The 19,377-nt window shown below is 31.5% G+C and carries 15 protein-coding genes; 8 read left to right on the top strand and 7 right to left on the bottom strand.

The genetic code is table 11. The annotated features are described in order from the left end of the window. Positions 1-13 precede the first annotated feature (13 nt). The 7 genes from ASC44_RS16630 to ASC44_RS16600 all read right to left on the bottom strand — a co-directional run bounded on the left by ASC44_RS16630 (position 14) and on the right by ASC44_RS16600 (position 9,587). Positions 14-421: a hypothetical protein gene (locus tag ASC44_RS16630; protein ID WP_055448745.1), complete on the bottom strand. Its 408-nt coding sequence runs from the start codon at positions 419-421 to the stop codon at positions 14-16. A 156-nt stretch (positions 422-577) separates the two neighbouring features. Beyond that, entirely contained in the window at positions 578-1,471 is an 894-nt protein-coding gene (locus tag ASC44_RS16625) for a T9SS type A sorting domain-containing protein (protein WP_055448744.1), read from the bottom strand. A 138-nt stretch (positions 1,472-1,609) separates the two neighbouring features. Continuing rightward, entirely contained in the window at positions 1,610-4,966 is a 3,357-nt protein-coding gene (gene secA / locus ASC44_RS16620) for a preprotein translocase subunit SecA (RefSeq protein ID WP_055448743.1), read from the bottom strand. A gap of 338 nt (positions 4,967-5,304) precedes the next feature. Next, positions 5,305-5,526, bottom strand: a complete 222-nt coding sequence (locus ASC44_RS16615; protein WP_034057512.1) for a DUF2795 domain-containing protein — start codon at positions 5,524-5,526, stop codon at positions 5,305-5,307. A 174-nt stretch (positions 5,527-5,700) separates the two neighbouring features. After that, positions 5,701-6,273 carry a cob(I)yrinic acid a,c-diamide adenosyltransferase gene (locus ASC44_RS16610; protein ID WP_055448742.1) on the bottom strand — a complete coding sequence of 191 codons (573 nt, stop codon included), beginning with the start codon at positions 6,271-6,273 and terminating at the stop codon, positions 5,701-5,703. A gap of 376 nt (positions 6,274-6,649) precedes the next feature. Next, positions 6,650-7,423: an O-methyltransferase gene (locus ASC44_RS16605; protein WP_055448741.1), complete on the bottom strand. Its 774-nt coding sequence runs from the start codon at positions 7,421-7,423 to the stop codon at positions 6,650-6,652. Positions 7,424-7,721: 298 nt separating this feature from the next. Beyond that, on the bottom strand, positions 7,722-9,587 hold the full coding sequence (locus ASC44_RS16600; RefSeq protein WP_055448740.1) for an ABC-F family ATP-binding cassette domain-containing protein: 1,866 nt from the start codon (positions 9,585-9,587) through the stop codon (positions 7,722-7,724). A gap of 212 nt (positions 9,588-9,799) precedes the next feature. On the opposite strand from ASC44_RS16600, the gene ASC44_RS16595 reads away from it, so the two are divergent. The 8 genes from ASC44_RS16595 to ASC44_RS16560 are packed head-to-tail and all read left to right on the top strand — an operon-like array spanning position 9,800 to position 19,377. Further along, positions 9,800-10,600 (top strand): polysaccharide biosynthesis/export family protein, encoded by an 801-nt coding sequence (locus tag ASC44_RS16595; protein WP_055448739.1) that lies wholly within the window; start codon positions 9,800-9,802, stop codon positions 10,598-10,600. 14 nt (positions 10,601-10,614) lie between these two features. Then, entirely contained in the window at positions 10,615-13,062 is a 2,448-nt protein-coding gene (locus tag ASC44_RS16590; RefSeq protein WP_055448738.1) for an exopolysaccharide transport family protein, read from the top strand. After that, entirely contained in the window at positions 13,062-14,045 is a 984-nt protein-coding gene (locus ASC44_RS16585) for an SDR family oxidoreductase (protein WP_055448737.1), read from the top strand. The genes ASC44_RS16590 and ASC44_RS16585 overlap by 1 nt, the downstream gene beginning before the upstream one ends. Positions 14,046-14,101: 56 nt before the next feature. Beyond that, entirely contained in the window at positions 14,102-14,923 is an 822-nt protein-coding gene (locus ASC44_RS16580) for an ABC transporter permease (protein WP_055448938.1), read from the top strand. 1 nt (position 14,924) lies between these two features. Beyond that, entirely contained in the window at positions 14,925-16,223 is a 1,299-nt protein-coding gene (locus ASC44_RS16575; protein WP_055448736.1) for an ABC transporter ATP-binding protein, read from the top strand. A gap of 33 nt (positions 16,224-16,256) precedes the next feature. After that, positions 16,257-17,681 (top strand): hypothetical protein, encoded by a 1,425-nt coding sequence (locus tag ASC44_RS16570; protein ID WP_055448735.1) that lies wholly within the window; start codon positions 16,257-16,259, stop codon positions 17,679-17,681. Next, positions 17,672-18,427 carry a xenobiotic acyltransferase family protein gene (locus ASC44_RS16565; protein WP_055448734.1) on the top strand — a complete coding sequence of 252 codons (756 nt, stop codon included), beginning with the start codon at positions 17,672-17,674 and terminating at the stop codon, positions 18,425-18,427. The genes ASC44_RS16570 and ASC44_RS16565 overlap by 10 nt, the downstream gene beginning before the upstream one ends. Beyond that, complete coding sequence (locus ASC44_RS16560) at positions 18,424-19,377, top strand: glycosyltransferase family 2 protein (RefSeq protein ID WP_055448733.1); 954 nt, start codon at positions 18,424-18,426, stop codon at positions 19,375-19,377. The genes ASC44_RS16565 and ASC44_RS16560 overlap by 4 nt, the downstream gene beginning before the upstream one ends.

Here is a 19,377-nt window from a genome sequence, read left to right as displayed (position 1 = left end):
TTTTTGTCTAACATTAATTAAAAACATTACGTTGTGCCAATGTTTTTCCAAAATAAAAACTAGTAATTACACCAATAACTTCAGCAATAATAAACCATGTTTCTTTTGGTAATAGAAAGGTTACAAATGCAGTAGCTAAGATCATAATAACAGCTACAATGTAAGCAGGAATCATACTTGTTTTAGAAATAAATCCAGCTATAAACATACCACTAATAATACCCATAAAGTGCCCAACTACAACACATATTTTTGCTCCTGTTGGTAATTTGGTCATATTGTTTTTAATCCATTCCATATCTTCAGGTTTTGCACCATCTGGCAATGGGAATAGACTGTGGCCAATTAAGGTTTCAAATATATAGACTACTATTCCTGCAGTTATAAAGCCAACTATAGTTGCGAGTATGTTTCTAATCATGTTTTTTTAGTTAGTTGATTTAATAAAATTACGAAATAAAAATGAATACTTCATAAATAGGAGAGGAGCTATTTGTGCATCAACTTTTTAACGGAATGTTAAAAAAAAATCTCAATTTATTTAATTGAGATTTTTTATTTTTAAAAATAAAATTATTTATTGTTTTATAAAACGAATCACTTCGTTTGTTTTTAATTTTATAAAATAAACACCATTTGATAGTTTTGATATATTAATAGTACCGTTATTGTTTATGTTACCAGTAGATATGGTTTTACCTAAAATATTAATTATTGAGTAGCTAGTAGGAGTTTCTAAATTAGAGATTGTTATTGTTTCTTTAGCTGGGTTAGGAAAAAGACTAGGTTTATTAGCTATTTTAAAGTCATTATTAGAAAGAGTTGATGCTCCCCAAGTAAAAGTGTCTAATGCCATATAGTCTAAATTCCCAGAAGACGTAAATGTAATTTCATCTACATTTGTATTACTATGGTCTACGCTATCTGTTGAAGCCATATCTATAAATGTAAAACCATTGTTAGGAGTAAAAGTAGTTGGGTTTGCATAAGTTCCAGAAAAGACGAATTCGTAAACAGGAGTAGGATTTCCATCTTTTTTTCCAGTGATTGTTAAGTCTCCAGAGTGCACACCTATGGCATTAGTAGAGCAAAATAAATAAAGAGATTTAATTGTTACGTCTGTTCCGTCTGCAGAACTTATTGTAAAACTACTTCCATTTCCATCTCCATTATTATTGTTGGTACCAGTTAGATCAACAAATTTTTGATCAGAAGCTGTTCCGTTCCAACCGCAATTAGAGCATTGGTCTGATGATCCAGGAGAAGTGTCACTATTAGCGAAGCCATCTTCAAAAACATCATAATCCTCTCCTGTGGAACTAGTAATATTGAATGTTAATCCACCGTTTTCAGAAAAGGAGCTAGAGCCAGCATTTTCATTGTCAAAGGTTTCTGTGCCTTGTGCATTTGTAAATTGTGATACTAACAATAGCACACTAAAAGCAATTGTAAAAAAGTAATGTTTTTTCATAATAGGTTTATTGATTTGGGAAAACAAAGTTAGTAATAAAATAATTGACAATTTCACTAACTTATTAAAATCAAAAAAACCGAAACATTTATGTTTCGGGTTTTTAATTTTAAAATTTCTGCCTTTGCAGGAGTTGTGTTACTCATTAACAATAACCCATTCTCCTTTAGCCACTAAAGGTTCGGCTTGTTTGTATTTTACGGTTTTGTTTTCACCGCTCATTACATGTTTAATAGTTACTTTATCGTTACGTCCAATTTTTGGTTGGTCGCGAACAATAGTTTCTACAACTTGTCTTTGTTGTTGTGTATTCCCTGCTTGTCTGTTTTGTGCAGAACGCTCATCGAGATTAGGAATCTCGTCTTTTTGAGTTTGTAAATTATCTTTTTTCTTTACTTCTCTAGCTTCGCTAATTGCACTTTGGTTTTCACTTGGCAATTCACCTTTAAATAAGAAAGAAATAACATCTTTATTAACTTGGTCAATCATTGTTTTGAACAATTCAAAAGCTTCAAATTTATAAATTAATAAAGGATCTTTTTGTTCGTGTACAGCTAATTGAACAGATTGTTTTAACTCATCCATTTTACGTAAATGCGTTTTCCAAGCATCATCAATAATGGCAAGTGTAATATTTTTTTCAAAATCGTTAACTAGTTCTTTACCTTGAGATTCGTATGCTTTTTCTAAATCTGTAACAACTTGTAATGTTTTTACACCATCTGTAAAAGGAACTACAATACGCTTGTACTTGTCTCTTTGGTTTTCGTAAACATCTTTAATTACTGGAAAAGCAACTTCTGCATTACGTTCCATTTTTGCTTTGTAATGATCGAAAGCAGCAGTGTAAACACGTTTTGCTAATTCTGTAGCAGATAATTTTCCAAACTCAGCTTCAGTAATAGGAGAAGGCATTGAGAAGTAACGAATTAATTCGAATTCGAAATTCTTGAAATCACTTGCTCCTTTATTAGTTTCAGCTATGCCTTCCGACGTATCGAAAATCATGTTTGCTAAATCTACACGTAGACGTTCTCCATTTAAGGCATTGAAACGACGTTTATAAACAACCTCACGTTGCGCATTCATAACATCATCATATTCTAATAAACGTTTACGAACACCAAAGTTATTTTCTTCTACTTTTTTCTGTGCGCGTTCAATAGATTTAGAAATCATAGAATGCTGAATCACTTCACCTTCCTGTAATCCCATTTTATCCATCATTTTGGCAATACGTTCGCTACCAAATAATCGCATTAAATTATCTTCTAAAGAAACATAGAACTGAGAGCTTCCTGGATCTCCTTGACGACCAGCACGACCTCTTAACTGTCTATCGACACGACGAGAATCGTGACGCTCTGTACCAACAATGGCTAGTCCACCAGCGGCTTTTACTTCTTCACTTAATTTAATATCTGTACCACGACCTGCCATGTTTGTAGCAATAGTTACTTGTCCTGCATTACCAGCTTGTGCTACAATATCTGCTTCTTTTTTATGTTGCTTTGCGTTTAAGACATTGTGGTCTATTTTACGAATGCTTAACATTTTTCCTAATAACTCTGAAATCTCAACGTTAGTTGTACCAATTAAAACAGGACGACCTGCTTGAGATAATCGTGTTACTTCGTCTATAACTGCATTGTATTTTTCGCGCTTAGTTTTATAAACTAAATCCTCTTTATCTTTTCTTGCAATTGGTCTGTTTGTAGGAATTTCTACAACATCTAATTTATAGATCTCCCATAACTCGCCAGCTTCTGTTACAGCAGTACCTGTCATACCAGACAGTTTGCGGTACATTCTAAAGAAATTTTGAAGTGTTACAGTGGCAAAAGTTTGTGTTGCATCTTCAATTGTTACATTTTCTTTTGCTTCAATCGCTTGGTGTAATCCATCGCTATAACGACGACCATCCATAATACGACCAGTTTGCTCATCTACAATCATTACTTTATTCTCCATAACAACATATTGGTTGTCTTTTTCGAATAAAGCGTATGCTTTTAATAGCTGATTTAATGTGTGAATACGTTCAGATTTTATACCAAACTCTCTAAATAAATCTTCTTTTAGGTTCGCCTCGTCTTCAGAAGAAAGGCCTTTAGCTTCAATTTTAGAAACTTCAATACCAATTTCTGGCATCACGAAGAAATCTGGATTGTCTTTTCCAGAGATGTATTCTACACCTTTATCTGTTAACTCTATCTGATTGTTTTTTTCTTCAATTACATAATACAAAGCTTCATCAACCTTTGGCATCTCACGATTGTTGTCTGCCATGTATTGGTTTTCCGTTTTTTGAAGAATTTGTTTTACGCCTTCTTCACTTAAAAACTTAATTAATGCTTTGTTTTTAGGGATACCTCTATAAACTCTTAATAATTGAAAACCACCTTCTTTAGTATCACCATCTGCAATTAACTTTTTAGCCTCAACTAAAGTTTGTGTTAATTGTTTACGTTGTACAGAAACAATGTCTTCAACTTTTGGTTTTAAAGCATCGAACTCATGCTCGTTACCTTTTGGTATTGGACCCGAAATAATTAATGGTGTTCTAGCATCATCTACTAATACAGAATCTACCTCATCTACAATGGCGTAGTGGTGTGGACGTTGTACTAAATCGTCTGGAGAATTTGCCATATTATCACGTAGATAATCGAAACCAAATTCGTTATTTGTACCGTAAGTAATGTCTGAATTATATGCTTTTCTACGGCCGTCACTATTTGGTTTGTGGTAATCGATACAATCAATTGTCATACCATGGAATTGGAAAATTGGAGCCATCCAAGCCATATCTCGTTTTGCCAAGTAGTCGTTTACTGTTACTAAATGCACACCTTTTTCGGCTAAAGCATTTAAGTAAACAGGTAAGGTTGCTACTAAGGTTTTACCTTCACCAGTTTGCATTTCTGCAATTTTACCTTGGTGCATGGCAATACCACCAATAAGTTGCACGTCGTAATGGATCATGTCCCAAGTAATTGGTTTCCCAACGGCATCCCAAGAGTTAGCCCAAGTTGCTTGGTCTCCATCTAAAGTTACATAGTCTCCAGTTCCAGAAATCTCTCTGTCAAATGCACTAGCAGTAACTGTAATTTGAGTATTATTTGTAAAACGTTTAGCTGTTTCTTTTACTACGGCAAAAGCTTCAGGTAAAATAGTATTTAAAGTTTCTTCAACAGCTTCGTAAGACTCGTCTTCGATTTTATCAATTTCTTGATAGATGTCTTCACGTCTGTCTATATCTTCTGTAGCAGCTGCTTCGACTTTTAATTTATCTTTACGGGCGTTAAAAGGTTTGCGTGTTTCAGCAATAATAGCTTTAAATTCTGCTGTTTTTGCCCTTAACTCATCGTGAGATAATGCTTCTAAAGCAGCTTCAAAGGATTTAATTTTATCTACTAAAGGTGATATGGCTTGCACATCTTGTTTGGATTTGTCTCCAACAAATAGCTTTAGTACGGAATCTAAAAAACTCATAGTTTTATTTTATTTGGTTAAATATTACCTGTCGATTGTTAGTCTAGGTAAAACTTAGTTTTGTATTTGTTTGTCATAAGTGCTTCGCTTGCGCTCAACATGACATTTGTTATTTTAATTATGTTGCCAACTGTCTCACTGAGCGCAGTCGAAGTGCCTTCGTTTTTAAATGTTATTTACATCTAAATATTAAGGGCTTAAATATACGTTTTTAGCTGTGGTTGGCTAAATTTTAAAGCACAAAAAAAGTCTCAAATTGAGACTTTTTTTCTTTTCTTATGTAGAGACAAAGTCGTGCTTCGTCTTAATAAATACTAGTTGGTTGTGTTACAACGTGTTTAGTATTCATCCTCGTTCCAGAGGTAGTCTTCATCTGTAGGGTAATCTGGCCAGATTTCTTCAATCGAGTCGTACGAATCTCCTTCGTCTTCAATTGCTTGTAAATTTTCAGTAACTTCTAAAGGTGCTCCAGTTCTAATCGCGTAATCGATAAGTTCGTCTTTAGTAGCAGGCCAAGGTGCATCACTTAAATGAGATGCTAATTCTAATGTCCAATACATTTCTTAATAGGTTTATTTTTTGCAAAAATAAATTTTTAGTTTTGATAGGCAAGAAAAAAGTGAATTATTTTTCAGTAATAAAAAAGAACGTCATTTCTCACTGAAACTATTTGATACTAAATATCTTGCAGTGTTATTTAATCACAGTACTCAAGATTGTGCTGCTGTATAGCTCTAATGCTTTTCAGGAACCCATTTTACTTCGTCTGCTTGCAAGTCATGAGACAACTTTCGTGCCAATACAAAAAGGTAGTCAGATAGACGGTTTAAATACATTAGAGCTTCTGGTAAAAACGGCTCTAATTCGTTTAATGCACTTGCTAAACGTTCTGCTCTTCTACAGACGCAGCGTGCTATGTGACAGAATGACACTGTTTGATGTCCGCCAGGTAATACAAAATGCGTCATTTGTGGAAGTGCTTCATTCATAGCATCCATTTCGTGTTCTAATAGGGTAATATCTTCAGCTGAGATTTTATTGATGTTTAAACGCTCTTTTCCGTTTTTTAAAACTAATTTCTCTGGATCTGTTGCTAAAATAGCACCTACAGTAAATAGTTTGTTTTGAACAGTAATTAAAATGTTTTTGTATTGCTGATTGATATCTTGATCACGAATAAGCCCAATATGTGAATTAAGTTCGTCTACAGTACCATAGCTATCTATTCGAATATGATGTTTTGGAACACGAGTACCACCAAATAGGGCAGTGGTGCCTTTATCTCCTGTTTTTGTATATACTTTCATGTGTTTTTATTTTTTTTATTTACGATTGGTCACATGTTACTTCCTTTTGATCATTTTGTTAAATTTCAAAGATTTTAGATCGGAAGGTTCATATCTACGAAGTTAAAAGTTATAAGTTGAAAAGTTAAAAGTTTTGAGCAGAAATTATTTAAACTTTTTGTTATAAAAGTAAAACAATATCAAACCAATTATAATTATAATAAGAAGTCAAGGGATGTTAATGAGTTTGATTAAAATAAATGAGACTACTTACGGTTCATTTTTTTTCTAAATTTAGTTTTATTGTTTCTAAATTTTCGTTTGCGATTAATAACAGAAACAAATGCTTTAGCTAATAGCAATAATCCAAATAATGCGAGAATAGGTATTAACATAATTAAACTCTTATTTTAAAATGTTCTTTTTTCTGTTCTTTTCTGAAAAAGACTAAGCCACAGAAAAAGGTGTCTATTGTAACGGTTACTTGTGGGTGCTTTTTAATGATTTCCCAAGCCTCGGTCATGTCTTTAGACCAGTAAATATCATCAAAAATAAAAACAGTATCATTAGTTGCTGTAGGAAGTAAAGTTTCAAAATAATTTAAAGTTGCTTCTTTTTTATGGTTGCCGTCAAAATAAATTAATTGATATGTATTTGATATCAAAGGTTTAATAACGTCGCTAAAATCACCAGTAAGTATCTCAATTTTTTTTAAGTCGAATTGCCCAAATGTATCTTTAGTAAAAGCAGAAATACTAGGACAACCTTCTATAGTTGTAATTTTAGCTTCTGGATTACCCAATTTCATAGCATGCGTTGCAATACCTAAAGAAGTACCTAATTCTAAAATAGTATTAATTTGAAGGTAATTTACTAAGCGAAACAGAAGTTTTGATTCTTTTTTTGAAGCGCCTGCTTTCTGTGCTATTTTAGAAACTAACCGCTGATTGGATTTAAAAACGCGACTACCAGAACCTAAGTCTGTAACATCAATATTTTGTTTACTTTTATTTAGAACCTTCTTGTAGAATGCTAATTCTTTATACTGTGGGTATTTAGATTTGTCGTAAAAACATTTAGTAATCAGGTTGTACACAAATGGAGAGTGTACGCCATGTTGATTGGTAGAACGCAGTAAGAATTTTATGTAGGCTATTATTTGGTTTAGCATTTTTATTTCGTCTTTCGACTGCGCTCAAGATAAACTCCAGCGGTAATCTTTATGTTTTAACTCCTCTTTCTTGAAATTTCTTGTGGAAATTTGAATTCATTCTCCTCTTAAAATAAGAGGAGAGCACTTAATCGGGAATGATTAATATTCTGTTATTAAAGTTTTTATTTTCAATTAAATATCTAACATTAAGTTATTACTTGTGAGTAAGTAGCTATAAACGGCTACTGAAGACTGTAAAGAATGTTAAGCAAGAGTAAGTGACTGTTTACTGCCTACTGAGCACTGAAAACTTATTTTAACCTTCCAGTTTCTCTGTTAATTCTAACCAACGCATTTCTTTTTCTTCAATACCATCAATAATGGACTGTAGTTTACTCGAAAGTTTATTTATCTCTTCAGTAGAAAGCTCTGGGTTTAAGAATTTTTTTTCTAATTCAACTTTGTCAAATTCTAACGTTTTTATTTTGCTTTCTAAGTTTTTGTATTCCTTCTGTTCGTTATACGATAGCTTTACGTTGTTGTTCTTTTTCCAGTTTTTCTTTTCTTTTTTCTCTTCTTCAGAAACATCGGATATTACAGGTTTACTGTCTTCGTAAGCTCTAAAGTCACTATAATTTCCAGGGAAATCTTCTACAACGCCTTCTCCTCTAAATATAAAGAGGTGATCTACAATTTTATCCATAAAATATCGATCATGGGAGACTACTAAAAGGCAACCAGGGAAATCTAATAAGAAAGCTTCTAATACGTTTAAGGTTACAATATCTAAATCGTTTGTTGGCTCATCGAGAATTAGAAAGTTGGGATTTTGTATTAAAACAGTACATAAATATAAACGCTTACGCTCTCCACCGCTTAGTTTTTCGACAAAATCATATTGCTTTTTTCTATCAAAAAGAAAACGCTCTAGTAATTGTTGTGCACTAATTTGTTTTCCTTTTTTTAAAGGAATATGGTCACCAAACTCACGAACAATATCTATAACCTTTTGGTTGGGTTTTGGAGTAATACCACCTTGCGTATAGTAACCAAACTTTACCGTTTCTCCAATAACTATCTTTCCAGAATCTGGTTGTGCACTTTCCGTTAAAATATTTAAAAATGTCGACTTTCCCGTTCCGTTTTTTCCAATAATTCCTGCACGTTCACCTTTTTGGAACATGTAGTTAAAGCCGTCTAGTATTACTTTGTCTTTATAAGATTTAGATACTTTTTTAAGCTCTACAATTTTACTACCTAAGCGTTCCATGTTTAATTCTAGTTGAATTTCATGGTCGTTTCTACGTTGGCTAGCTTTATGCTTAATCTCTGTAAAATCGCTTATTCTTGATTTCGACTTTGTAGTACGTGCTTTTGGTTGGCGACGCATCCAGGTTAATTCCTTTTTAAAAAGTTGTTTGGCCTTGCCAACTTCAACACTTTCTTGTTCTATTCTAGCTTCTTTTTTCTCTAAATAATAAGAGTAGTTTCCTTTATAAGAGAATAATTCGCCTTGATCAAGTTCTATAATTTCATTACATACACGCTCTAAAAAGTAACGATCGTGCGTTACCATAAACAAGGTCATGTTTTCTTTTGCAAAAAACTCTTCTAGCCATTCTATCATTTCTAAATCTAAATGGTTTGTAGGCTCATCAAGAATTAAAAGGTCTGGTTTATTAATTAAGGCATTAGCTAAAGAGAGACGTTTTCTTTGGCCTCCAGACATGCTACTTACTTTTTGTTGTAAGTCTTCCAACTTCAGTTTAAAAAGAATTTGCTTGTATTGTGTTTCAAAATCCCAAGCATTTTGTATGTCCATTTGCTCGAATGCTATTTGATAAGCATCTGCATCTTCAGGATTTAAAAGTGCTTTCTCGTAGTTTTTTATAACATCAAGAATAGGATTGTCACTATTAAAAATAGTGTCTTCTACAGAAAGTTCACTATTTAAGTAAGGTTCTTGAGGTAAAAAAGAGACTTTAATATCTTTTCTAAAAATAACATTTCCAGAATCTGGCTCGTCAGTTTTTTCAAGAATATTTAAAATAGATGTTTTTCCTGTGCCATTTTTGGCAACAAATGCGACCTTTTGGCCTTTATGGATACTAAAAGAGATGTCTTCAAAGAGTGTTAACTCTCCATAAGATTTCGATATACTTTCAACAGTTAAATAAGTCAATGGTTGTTTTTTTACAAATAACGGACAAAAAACTAAAAGAGCTTGTATAAGTTTGGCTCTTCATTCTTAAAAAAAGAAATCAAAATTTGAACGGATTGTATTCAAAACTATCGGTCATTTTTGAAATAACGGATAAAAAACCATAAAATCCGACAAAAGTTTTGTTATTCACGACGAAAGGCTATATTTGTGATAAATCAAAGCACCTAAAAATGAATAAATTTATAGTAGCTATTGCTATACTATTCAGTGTATTATGCTCTTCTTGTATTACTAACAAAGATGTGGTTTATCTTCAGGATAAAGGTACGGTTGTTAATGATTCATTATTGTTAAAAGAAATGGGTAAGCCCTATCGACTTCAAATTAACGATATATTAAGCATAAATATAAAATCGACTAACAGTGAAATTACAGAATTGTTAGCCATTTTTCAACCTGTTGAACAACAAGGTTCAGGAGGAGGACAAGAAGCACTTTATTTTAGTGGTTTTACAGTCGATTTACATGGTAATATAGAGTTTCCTATTTTAGGAAAAATAAATGTTTTGGGTTATACTACAGACGAGATCAATAGTAAAGTAAAACAAGCCTTGTTAGATAAATACCTTAAAGACGTTTCTCAAATATTTATAACGATTAAAATGGCAGGTTTACGCTATACAATAACAGGTGAGACTGGAGGAAGTGGAGTGTATACCTTATTTCAAGATCGTGTAAATATTATTGAAGCTCTAGCCAATGCTGGTGATATAAAAAATACAGGAGACCGAACAGATGTGAAAATTATTAGGCAATATCCTGGAGGACAGAAAATACACAGTATTGATTTAACAGATATTGTTGCTATGCAATCGCCTTACTATTATATTCAGTCTAATGATATTATTTTAGTAAAACCATTAAAAAGAAAGGCTTTGGGTGGTGGAGAGACGGCAACGCAGACATTAACTACTATTGCTTCTATATTTTCGGTATTGGTCTCTACTTATTTCTTGGCTAAAAACCTCTAAAACAATTAAAGAATATGAATGACGAATTTGATGTTTTAGAGTCGCAACAACCTGCCTTCGATATTAAGGCATTTTTGTTTAGAGCTTTACGTTATTGGTGGTTGTTTGTATTATGCATTTGTGTAGGCTTATTTATCATCCATCAGCAAAATATTAGAAAGCAATATTCTTACACTTTAGGGACTCAAATCTCTGTTGAAGACGAGACTAATCCTTTATTTACTTCAAACACTAGTTTAACCTTTAATTGGGGAGGTGTTTCAGGAAAAGTAAATACTATTAAAACGTCCTTAAAATCGCGATCTATTCATGAGAAAGTTGTAGATAGTTTACAGTTTTATATGAATTACCTAAAACAATCTCGTTTTAGAAAAGATGATATTTATAAAGCTGCGCCTTTTAGTTTTCAACTAACACCTAACAACTACCAGGTTTTAAATGTACCCATAAAAGTGACTTTTATCGATAACGAAACTTTTGAAATTAGTTGTGATTTTGTAACAAATGTTATCTCTACTCAGAATTATACAAATAAAAAAACAAAGCCTTTAGATGTTAATATAGGCGTTTTTACAAAACGATTTAAAGTAGGTGAACCAATTAATCTACCCTATTTAAATGGTGTTCTTGTTATAGACGCAGAACGCACTATTACAGATGCAAAAGAATATTTTATTCAGTTTAGTAATTTTAATACTGTTGTAGCAAGTTACAAAGGGAGAATTGCTGTAAATAATCCAAAAGGATCTGCGATACTTAATTTAAGTATGACCGATTTTAATAAAGGTAAAATTGTTGATTATTTAAATGAAATTGTAGAGGTATTAAGTGCAGATCAACTAGCTAGAAAAAACCTATTTGTTACTAATACTATTAATTTTATAGACAGCCAACTTAATAGGGTTAAGGCGGAATTAACATCCAATTCAGATTCTATAAATGACTATAGAAGTAAAAATAAAATTTATAACCTTGATGAAGAAAGTACATCAATTAACTCTAAGTTGTCTGTTTTAGAAATAGAAAAAGATGGTATTAATAGAAAATTAGCGTACTACGCAGGCTTAAAAAAATATTTGGAAACAAGTAATAGTTTTACAGAACTACCAGCACCTTCAATTGCTGGAGTAGACGATGGTAATATATTATCTAATATTTCTAAAATTAATGGGTTATCAGTACAAAAAGCGAATTACGAGAAATCAGTAAGAAGTGATGCTTCTATTTTTTCAGATTTAAACCAACGTATCGAATCCCTAAAACGTGTGCTTTTGGAAAATATAAGCTCAGCAACAAATGGATTACGACGAGAATTAAACGAAGTAAATAATAGAGTAGCAATTGCAACCTCTAAAATTAGAAAACTCCCAAAAGCACAACAAAACCTTTTAGGTATCCAGAGACAATATGCGTTAAGCGAACAAACCTATAATGTGTTTTTAGCAAAACGCGGTGAGGCAGATATTATTAAATCCGCGAGTGTAAGCGATGTTTTAGTTATTGATCCTGCAAAAGATACTGGTAAAGCACCTAACGACTTAAAATTGAGTTCGCGTTACATGCTTGCTATTTTTGGAGGTATAATACCACCATTATTACTTGCTTTTTTAATCACTTTTTTTGATAATAAATTACATAATCCAAAAGACTTAGAATCGCAGTCTAATATTCCAGTATTAGGAGTTGTTGGTGTTAATACTTTAGACAATAACTTGGTAGTCCATAGAAAACCAAAATCTACAATAGCAGAATCTTTTAGAGGCATAAGAACTAGTTTACAGTACATGTATAAAAAGCATGAATTGGAAGGCGCAAAAATAGTTATGGTTACTTCATCAGTTAGTGGAGAAGGTAAAACCTATTGTTCTATCAACATAGCCACTGTTTTTGCTTTAAGTGGTAAAAAAACAGTGTTAGTAGGATTGGACTTAAGAAAGCCGAAAATTTTCGGAGATTTTAATATAAAAAATGACATTGGAGCAGTTAATTATCTTATTGGACAAAAAGATTTAGAAGGTGTAATACAAAAAACAGAAGTAGATAATCTAGATATTATAACCTCTGGACCTATACCTCCAAACCCATCAGAACTTCTTATAGGTGATAAAATGGACTCCTTAATAAAGGAGTTAAAAGAAACGTACGATTATATTATTCTCGATACACCTCCAGTTGGTTTGGTAGCAGATGCTTTAGAGTTGTTAGAGTACGCAGATGCTTCTTTATATGTTGTAAGGCAAGATTATACTAAAAAAGATATGCTAAACATTATTAACGAGAAGCATAGAAAGAGAGAGGTTAAAAATCTAAGTTTTATTTATAATGGCTATAACCAAACGGGAGGTTATGGGTATGGCTATGGTTACGGTTATGGCTATGGAGCTTATAGTAATGGTTATCATGAAAATGATGCGAAAAAGAAAACTATTTTAGAACGTATTAAGAACATAGTTAAATTATAATGACGAATATTTATCACGATACAGATTTATCCCAATTAAAATTTTTAATAACAGGAGGAGCGGGTTTTATTGGTTCTAATATTGTCGAGTATTTGCTAAGGCATAATGCGAAGCATGTACGCGTTTTAGATAATTTATCTAATGGCTATAAAGCTAATATTAGAGAGTTCTTAGCGTTACCTAACTTCGAATTTATAGAAGGTGATATTCGAGATCTTGATACCTGTAAGCAAGCTATGCAGGATATGGATTATGTTAGTCATCAAGCAGCTTTAGGTTCTGTACCAAGATCTATAAATGACCCTGCTACTACTAACGCCGTTAATGTATCTGGCTTTTTAAACATGTTGGTTGCATTAAAAGAAAGTACTACAGTAAAACGTATGGTCTACGCAGCATCGAGTTCTACTTATGGAGATAGCAAAAGCTTACCGAAAGTAGAAGATACTATTGGTAAGCCTTTATCACCTTACGCAGTAACTAAATATGTAAACGAATTATATGCAGATGTCTTTGGGAAAACCTATAATACAGATGTAATAGGCTTACGCTATTTTAATGTATTTGGACCAAAACAAAGTCCTAATGGTGCCTATGCAGCGGTTATTCCGTTGTTTATGGAAGCTATGAAAAATAATAAGCCAGCTCATATTAATGGAGATGGAGAGCAGACAAGAGATTTTACTTTTGTTGAAAATGCTGTCCAAGCTAATGTTAAAGGATTTTTTGCTTCAGAGAACGCAAAGAATGAAGTGTTTAATATTGCTTGCAGCGAAAGAATAAGTATTAATAACCTTTGGGATATGATTAATACTTCTGCAGGAAAAAATATTAAAGCTAATTTTGGGCCAGATAGAGCAGGAGATGTAAAAGATTCCTTAGCCGATATTAGTAAGGCTAAAAAACTCTTAGGTTATCATCCTAAATTTTCTGTTAAAGAAGGTTTAAAAACAACTTGGGATAATTTTAAAAACAAAGAGTAGTGCATAAAACGGAAACCACACAAGATTGGTTGTATACCATTTCTCCAAAACGGAAAATGATAGACCTAAACTTCAAAGAAATTTGGAGGTATCGCGATTTGTTGTTTTTATTTGTAAAACGAGATGTTATTACGCAATACAAACAAACCGTTTTAGGGCCACTTTGGTATTTTATTCAGCCATTATTTACTAGTGTTATTTTTACACTTATATTTAATAATCTGGCAGCAATTCCTACAGGAGATGGTATTCCTTCTTTCTTGTTCAACTTAGCAGGCATTACGTCTTGGAATTACTTTAGTTCGTGTCTAACAGGCACAAGTAATACCTTTACTGCAAATAGAGGCATTTTTGGAAAAGTGTATTTTCCTAGAGTTATTACGCCGCTATCTGTGGTAGTTTCAAATTTAATAAAGTTTGGTATTCAGTTGTTGGTGTTCACGTGTTTCTATCTTTATTTTGTGTTTTTTACAGATAAAGCCGAAAATGCAGTACCACAATTGGCCATAGTTTTATTGCCAGTACTTATTATGTTTATGGGCTTATTTGGTTTAGGTTTCGGGATGATTATCTCCTCTCTAACTACTAAATATAGAGATTTAACTTTCTTGGTTGGCTTTGGTGTACAATTGTTAATGTACGCGTCGGCAGTTATGTATCCTTTATCCTATTTTAAAGAAAAGGTGCCAGAATACGCTTGGCTAGTAGAATATAATCCTATGACAACAATTATAGAATTGTTTAGGTATATGACTTTAGGTATTGGGGATTTTTCAATGTCAAATTTTATGTATGCGGGATTAATAAGTATTACATTCTTTTTAATAGGATTAATTATATTTAATAAAACAGAAAAGAGTTTCATAGATACCGTTTAATATGAAAGAACAAGATATTATTCTGAAGGCCACAAACATTTCTAAGCAATACCGTTTAGGTGTTGTGGGTACTGGTACTATAAGTCACGATTTAAACCGTTGGTGGAGTAGTATTCGTGGTAAAGACGATCCCTATTTGAAAGTAGGAGAGAGTAACGATCGCAGTACCAAAGGTGAAAGTGAATACGTTTGGGCCTTAAAAGACATTAATTTTGAAGTAAAAAAAGGAGAAGTTTTAGGTGTAATTGGTAAAAATGGAGCAGGTAAATCTACTTTGCTTAAAATACTATCTAAAGTAACAGGTCCAACTACTGGAGAAATTAAAACTCGTGGTCGTATAGCATCCTTATTAGAGGTTGGTACTGGTTTTCATGGAGAAATGACAGGTCGTGAAAATATTTTCTTAAATGGAGCTATTCTTGGCATGAGCAAGAAAGAAATAAAATCTAAAATAGACGAAATTATAGAGTTTTCAGGTTGCCAACGCTATATAGATACTCCTGTAAAACGATACAGTTCTGGAATGACAGTGCGTCTGGCGTTTGCAGTAGCAGCATTTTTAGAGCCAGAAATTTTGGTGATTGATGAGGTTTTAGCAGTTGGAGATGTAGAGTTTCAAAAAAAGGCGATTGGGAAAATGCAAGATATTTCTCGTGGAGAAGGTAGAACGGTGTTGTTTGTGAGCCATAATATGGCAGCTGTAAAAAGTTTGTGTACAAGAGGTATTGTTTTAGAAAATGGTAAGATTGTATTTGAAGGAGATAGCAACGCATCAATTAATTTTTATCTTGATAACGCCTATAAAATGTCTTCTAAACCTATTTTTGAAAGAAAGGATAGAAAAGGAAACTTTAAATTAAAAATTCAGGATATCTATGCAGAAAACCATCAAGCTATTCGAGTAGGAGAATTACATTCTGGAGAAGAATATAAAATTGTTTTTGAATACAAAAAGTTTAAAGATATAATTCCTAAACAGTTTACAATTGTACTTCAATTTAAAAATGAAAATGATGAAATTGTAAACACTATAGCTACAGATGAAATAGGAACTGTGTTTAATCATATTAAGGATGAAGGTAGAATAGAAATACAAATTCCTAAATTACAATTTAGAGAAGGTAACTATTCTATGAATTACATGATAAGTGAGAAACCATCTTTTAACACGCCACACGTTGTAATAGATTACTTACAAGACGCTTTCGCAATGCAAGTCTTAAAAGGAGATTATTGGAAATCAGGAATATTAAATAGACCAAAAGGCTTTATACAAGAAGCATCTATTAATATTGCTTAGTTTAAATAGAAGAATTGTAAAACCACAAAGTATTTGACCGAGAGTAGAACTTACATAAAGGATTTAATATTAAATATTGAATGTGATTTTCCAGTAAATAATTGGAAAGCCAACAATATACACTTATGGCCATATTTAAGAATAAAACTGTTCTTTTACTTAATAAAAACGTTAGAAGTTAAACCAGAAAATTACGTTTTACAGGATAACCAATTTAAAAAAAAAGCTATTTTAAAACAAGTAAAAAGAGCATTAGGTATTAAGTTTAGACAAGTTCAAAAAATAATAGCATATTATTCTTGGAAAAATAAATTAGAACCTAAAGATATTATTTTTGTTGGAGCAGATTCTCATAGAGTAGACTATAGAGGAGCACGGTTTAATAGGTATTTTGATGTTTTAATAGAAAAAAATAATTGGTTATTAAATTCAATTTATTTTGAATATGCTTCTAAATTTGATAATCAATATAACCCTAAAAATGTACTCAAATTTAAAGAAGCATTAAATGGATTTCAAATTTTAAAAAAGAAAAAAGAAATAATTTTTTCCTTAGATGGCTATCCTGAATTTTTAAGTTATTTAGAAAGCCAAACTATTTTTAATGAGTTTGTTAAAACTTATAGTGTTGGCAAATTAACTACTTGGTGTCAAAATATTTTTTTTTCAAAAAAGGAATTTTTTACCGTAATATTAAAAAAAATAAAGCCTAAAAAAATTGCTATATTATGTTATTATTCTGAGGATATTTATCCGCTTATTGCAGCAGCAAACGAATTAGGTATAGAAACTATAGAAATGCAACATGGACCACAAAACAAATTACACTTAAGTTATGGAAGTTGGTCTGTAGTACCAAAAGAAGGTTACGATATTTTGCCAAGAACATTTTGGTGCTGGGACGATTTTAGTAAAAATGAAATTAAATCTTGGACTAAAAACAACACGTTATATAATGTTATTGTTACTGGAAATCCATGGGTAAACTATTGGAAAGAAAAAAACAACAACTATATCTATAAAAACTATGTGCTTTATAGTTTGCAACCAGAACCAATTCCATATAATGTACTATTCACCCCAATAATAATAAAAACTATAAAAAACAGTAGTAAAACCTGGTTTATTAGGCTTCATCCTAGGCAATTAAATGATATAGGTAAAATAAAAAAAACCTTAAAGGAAAATAATATTTTACATTTAGTTAATATTGATAATGCTACTCAAGATCCTTTACCGCAGTTATTATTAAATTGCTGTGTTCATATTACGCATAGTTCTGGCTCCACATTAGAAGCTAATTGTTTTAATATAAAGACTATTTTAATAAATAAAATGGGATTATTATATTATCCACATTTAATTAAGAATGGTAGTGCAAAATTTGTAAATTATGAGACTAAAAATTTTGATGAGCAAATAAACAAACTAATTGACATCTTACCATCATGGGAATAAAATCGAAGATAATAGGTAGGTTGAAATTATGGTTAGATAATTATAGTTCTATTAGTAGTCGTAAAATAGAAATGAATGTACACATACAGGGATCTATAATTGATAAAAACGTTGTAATAAAGAACCAGTCAAGTATATTTTTTTCTCAAATAGGCGGGAAAGTTTTAATTGGCAGTAAATGCTCGATTCAGCATTCAGTCATACAAGGAGCTATTTCTATTAAAAATAATTGTAAACTTTATCATTGTAATTTATCTGGAAATATAAATATTGGTAGATACACATCAATTTGGGGGCCAAATTTAGATTTAATTTCGGATGAGCAATCTATAGTAATAGGTAACTTTTGCTCTATAGCTAGAAATGTTTCTTTTCAAAGTTTTAACCATAATCATAAAAAAGCTACCACGTATTTTATAGGGAAAAATGTTTTTAACGAAACGTGGCAAAACGAAAAAAAATCTAAAGGAAATATTATAATAGAAAATGATGTTTGGATAGCATCTCATTGTGTAATTCTTGGAGGTGTTAACATTGGTAATGGTGCAGTAGTAGCTGCCAATTCTGTTGTTACTAAAACGGTACCTCCTTATGCAATAGTTGCTGGTAGTCCAGCAAAAATAATTGGTTATAGATTTAGTGAAGAACGGATTGTAGAGTTGTTAACAATGAAATGGTGGGATTGGAGTGAGGAGGAACTTTTAAAAAATAAAGTATTTTTTAAAGAAGAATTAAAGGAAGCATGAATTCTCCATTAGTTTCCATAATAATTCCAACCTACAATAGAGCTCATTTAATTGAAGAAACTCTTGATAGTATAATAGCGCAAACCTACACTAATTGGGAATGCATTATTGTAGATGATGGTTCTACAGATAATACGGAGAGTCTACTTCAAAATTATATAAAAAAAGATAAACGCTTTAGCTTTTATAATAGGCCAAAAGATAGAAAAAAAGGAGGTAATGCTGCAAGAAATTTTGGCTTTGAAAAAAGTATTGGGGAGTTGATTCAATGGTTTGATAGTGATGATATAATGCATTATCAACTTTTAGAAAAGAAATCGAAACAGTTATTAAATAGATCTTATGATTATTGTTTATGCAGAATGGGTGCTTTTTATATAAAGAATTCTAAAATGAATATTAGAAATACTAGTAATATAGAATCTGCTGATATTTTTTTAGATTATATTAAAAGGAAAATTGCTATTGGAACACCAACTGTTTTGTGGAGAAGAAGTATTATAGATGAGAACAATATTTTTGATGAAAACCTAAATCAATCTCAAGATTTAGAATTTAATTCACGAATGATATATAATAATAGTAATGCATGTACAATTAACGAAGTTTTAGTGTATTATAGAGTTGATGGAAATTCAATTTCAAATCAATTAAATGATAATATAGCTACGTTCTTAGATTCTTTTTTAGAAGTAAGAAGACGTATTTTATTATTAAATCCAAAAAATGCAGAAATTAATTTAGCTGTAATAAAAGATGTTTTAAGCATATTTAGAGTATGTGTTGTTTCAAAAAAGTACAAACAAGCAGAGCAGGTTGTTTTATTTTTACGTGCTAGAAATAGTACTTTTTTGATTAGATTAAAATTAGAAAGAATTTTCTTTTTTTATAAAATTTTTAAGTTTTTTGGAAGAGGAGACACTAAATTAAAAACTTTATTAAAACTGTAA

Origin of the sequence: Lacinutrix mariniflava, from assembly GCF_001418015.1 — a bacterium.
Classification (GTDB): domain Bacteria; phylum Bacteroidota; class Bacteroidia; order Flavobacteriales; family Flavobacteriaceae; genus Lacinutrix; species Lacinutrix mariniflava.
Note: the sequence above shows the minus strand (reverse complement) of the source record. Positions and strands in the feature narration are given on the sequence as shown.

Excerpts from the sequence above, each read along its gene's own strand:
- ASC44_RS16630 (WP_055448745.1), bottom strand. The coding sequence starts at position 421 with ATGATTAGAAACATACTCGCAACTATAGTTGGCTTTATAACTGCAGGA.
- ASC44_RS16625 (WP_055448744.1), bottom strand. The coding sequence starts at position 1,471 with ATGAAAAAACATTACTTTTTTACAATTGCTTTTAGTGTGCTATTGTTA.
- secA (WP_055448743.1), bottom strand. The coding sequence starts at position 4,966 with ATGAGTTTTTTAGATTCCGTACTAAAGCTATTTGTTGGAGACAAATCC.
- ASC44_RS16615 (WP_034057512.1), bottom strand. The coding sequence starts at position 5,526 with ATGTATTGGACATTAGAATTAGCATCTCATTTAAGTGATGCACCTTGG.
- ASC44_RS16610 (WP_055448742.1), bottom strand. The coding sequence starts at position 6,273 with ATGAAAGTATATACAAAAACAGGAGATAAAGGCACCACTGCCCTATTT.
- ASC44_RS16605 (WP_055448741.1), bottom strand. The coding sequence starts at position 7,423 with ATGCTAAACCAAATAATAGCCTACATAAAATTCTTACTGCGTTCTACC.
- ASC44_RS16595 (WP_055448739.1), top strand. The coding sequence starts at position 9,800 with ATGAATAAATTTATAGTAGCTATTGCTATACTATTCAGTGTATTATGC.
- ASC44_RS16590 (WP_055448738.1), top strand. The coding sequence starts at position 10,615 with ATGAATGACGAATTTGATGTTTTAGAGTCGCAACAACCTGCCTTCGAT.
- ASC44_RS16585 (WP_055448737.1), top strand. The coding sequence starts at position 13,062 with ATGACGAATATTTATCACGATACAGATTTATCCCAATTAAAATTTTTA.
- ASC44_RS16580 (WP_055448938.1), top strand. The coding sequence starts at position 14,102 with ATGATAGACCTAAACTTCAAAGAAATTTGGAGGTATCGCGATTTGTTG.
- ASC44_RS16575 (WP_055448736.1), top strand. The coding sequence starts at position 14,925 with ATGAAAGAACAAGATATTATTCTGAAGGCCACAAACATTTCTAAGCAA.
- ASC44_RS16565 (WP_055448734.1), top strand. The coding sequence starts at position 17,672 with ATGGGAATAAAATCGAAGATAATAGGTAGGTTGAAATTATGGTTAGAT.
- ASC44_RS16560 (WP_055448733.1), top strand. The coding sequence starts at position 18,424 with ATGAATTCTCCATTAGTTTCCATAATAATTCCAACCTACAATAGAGCT.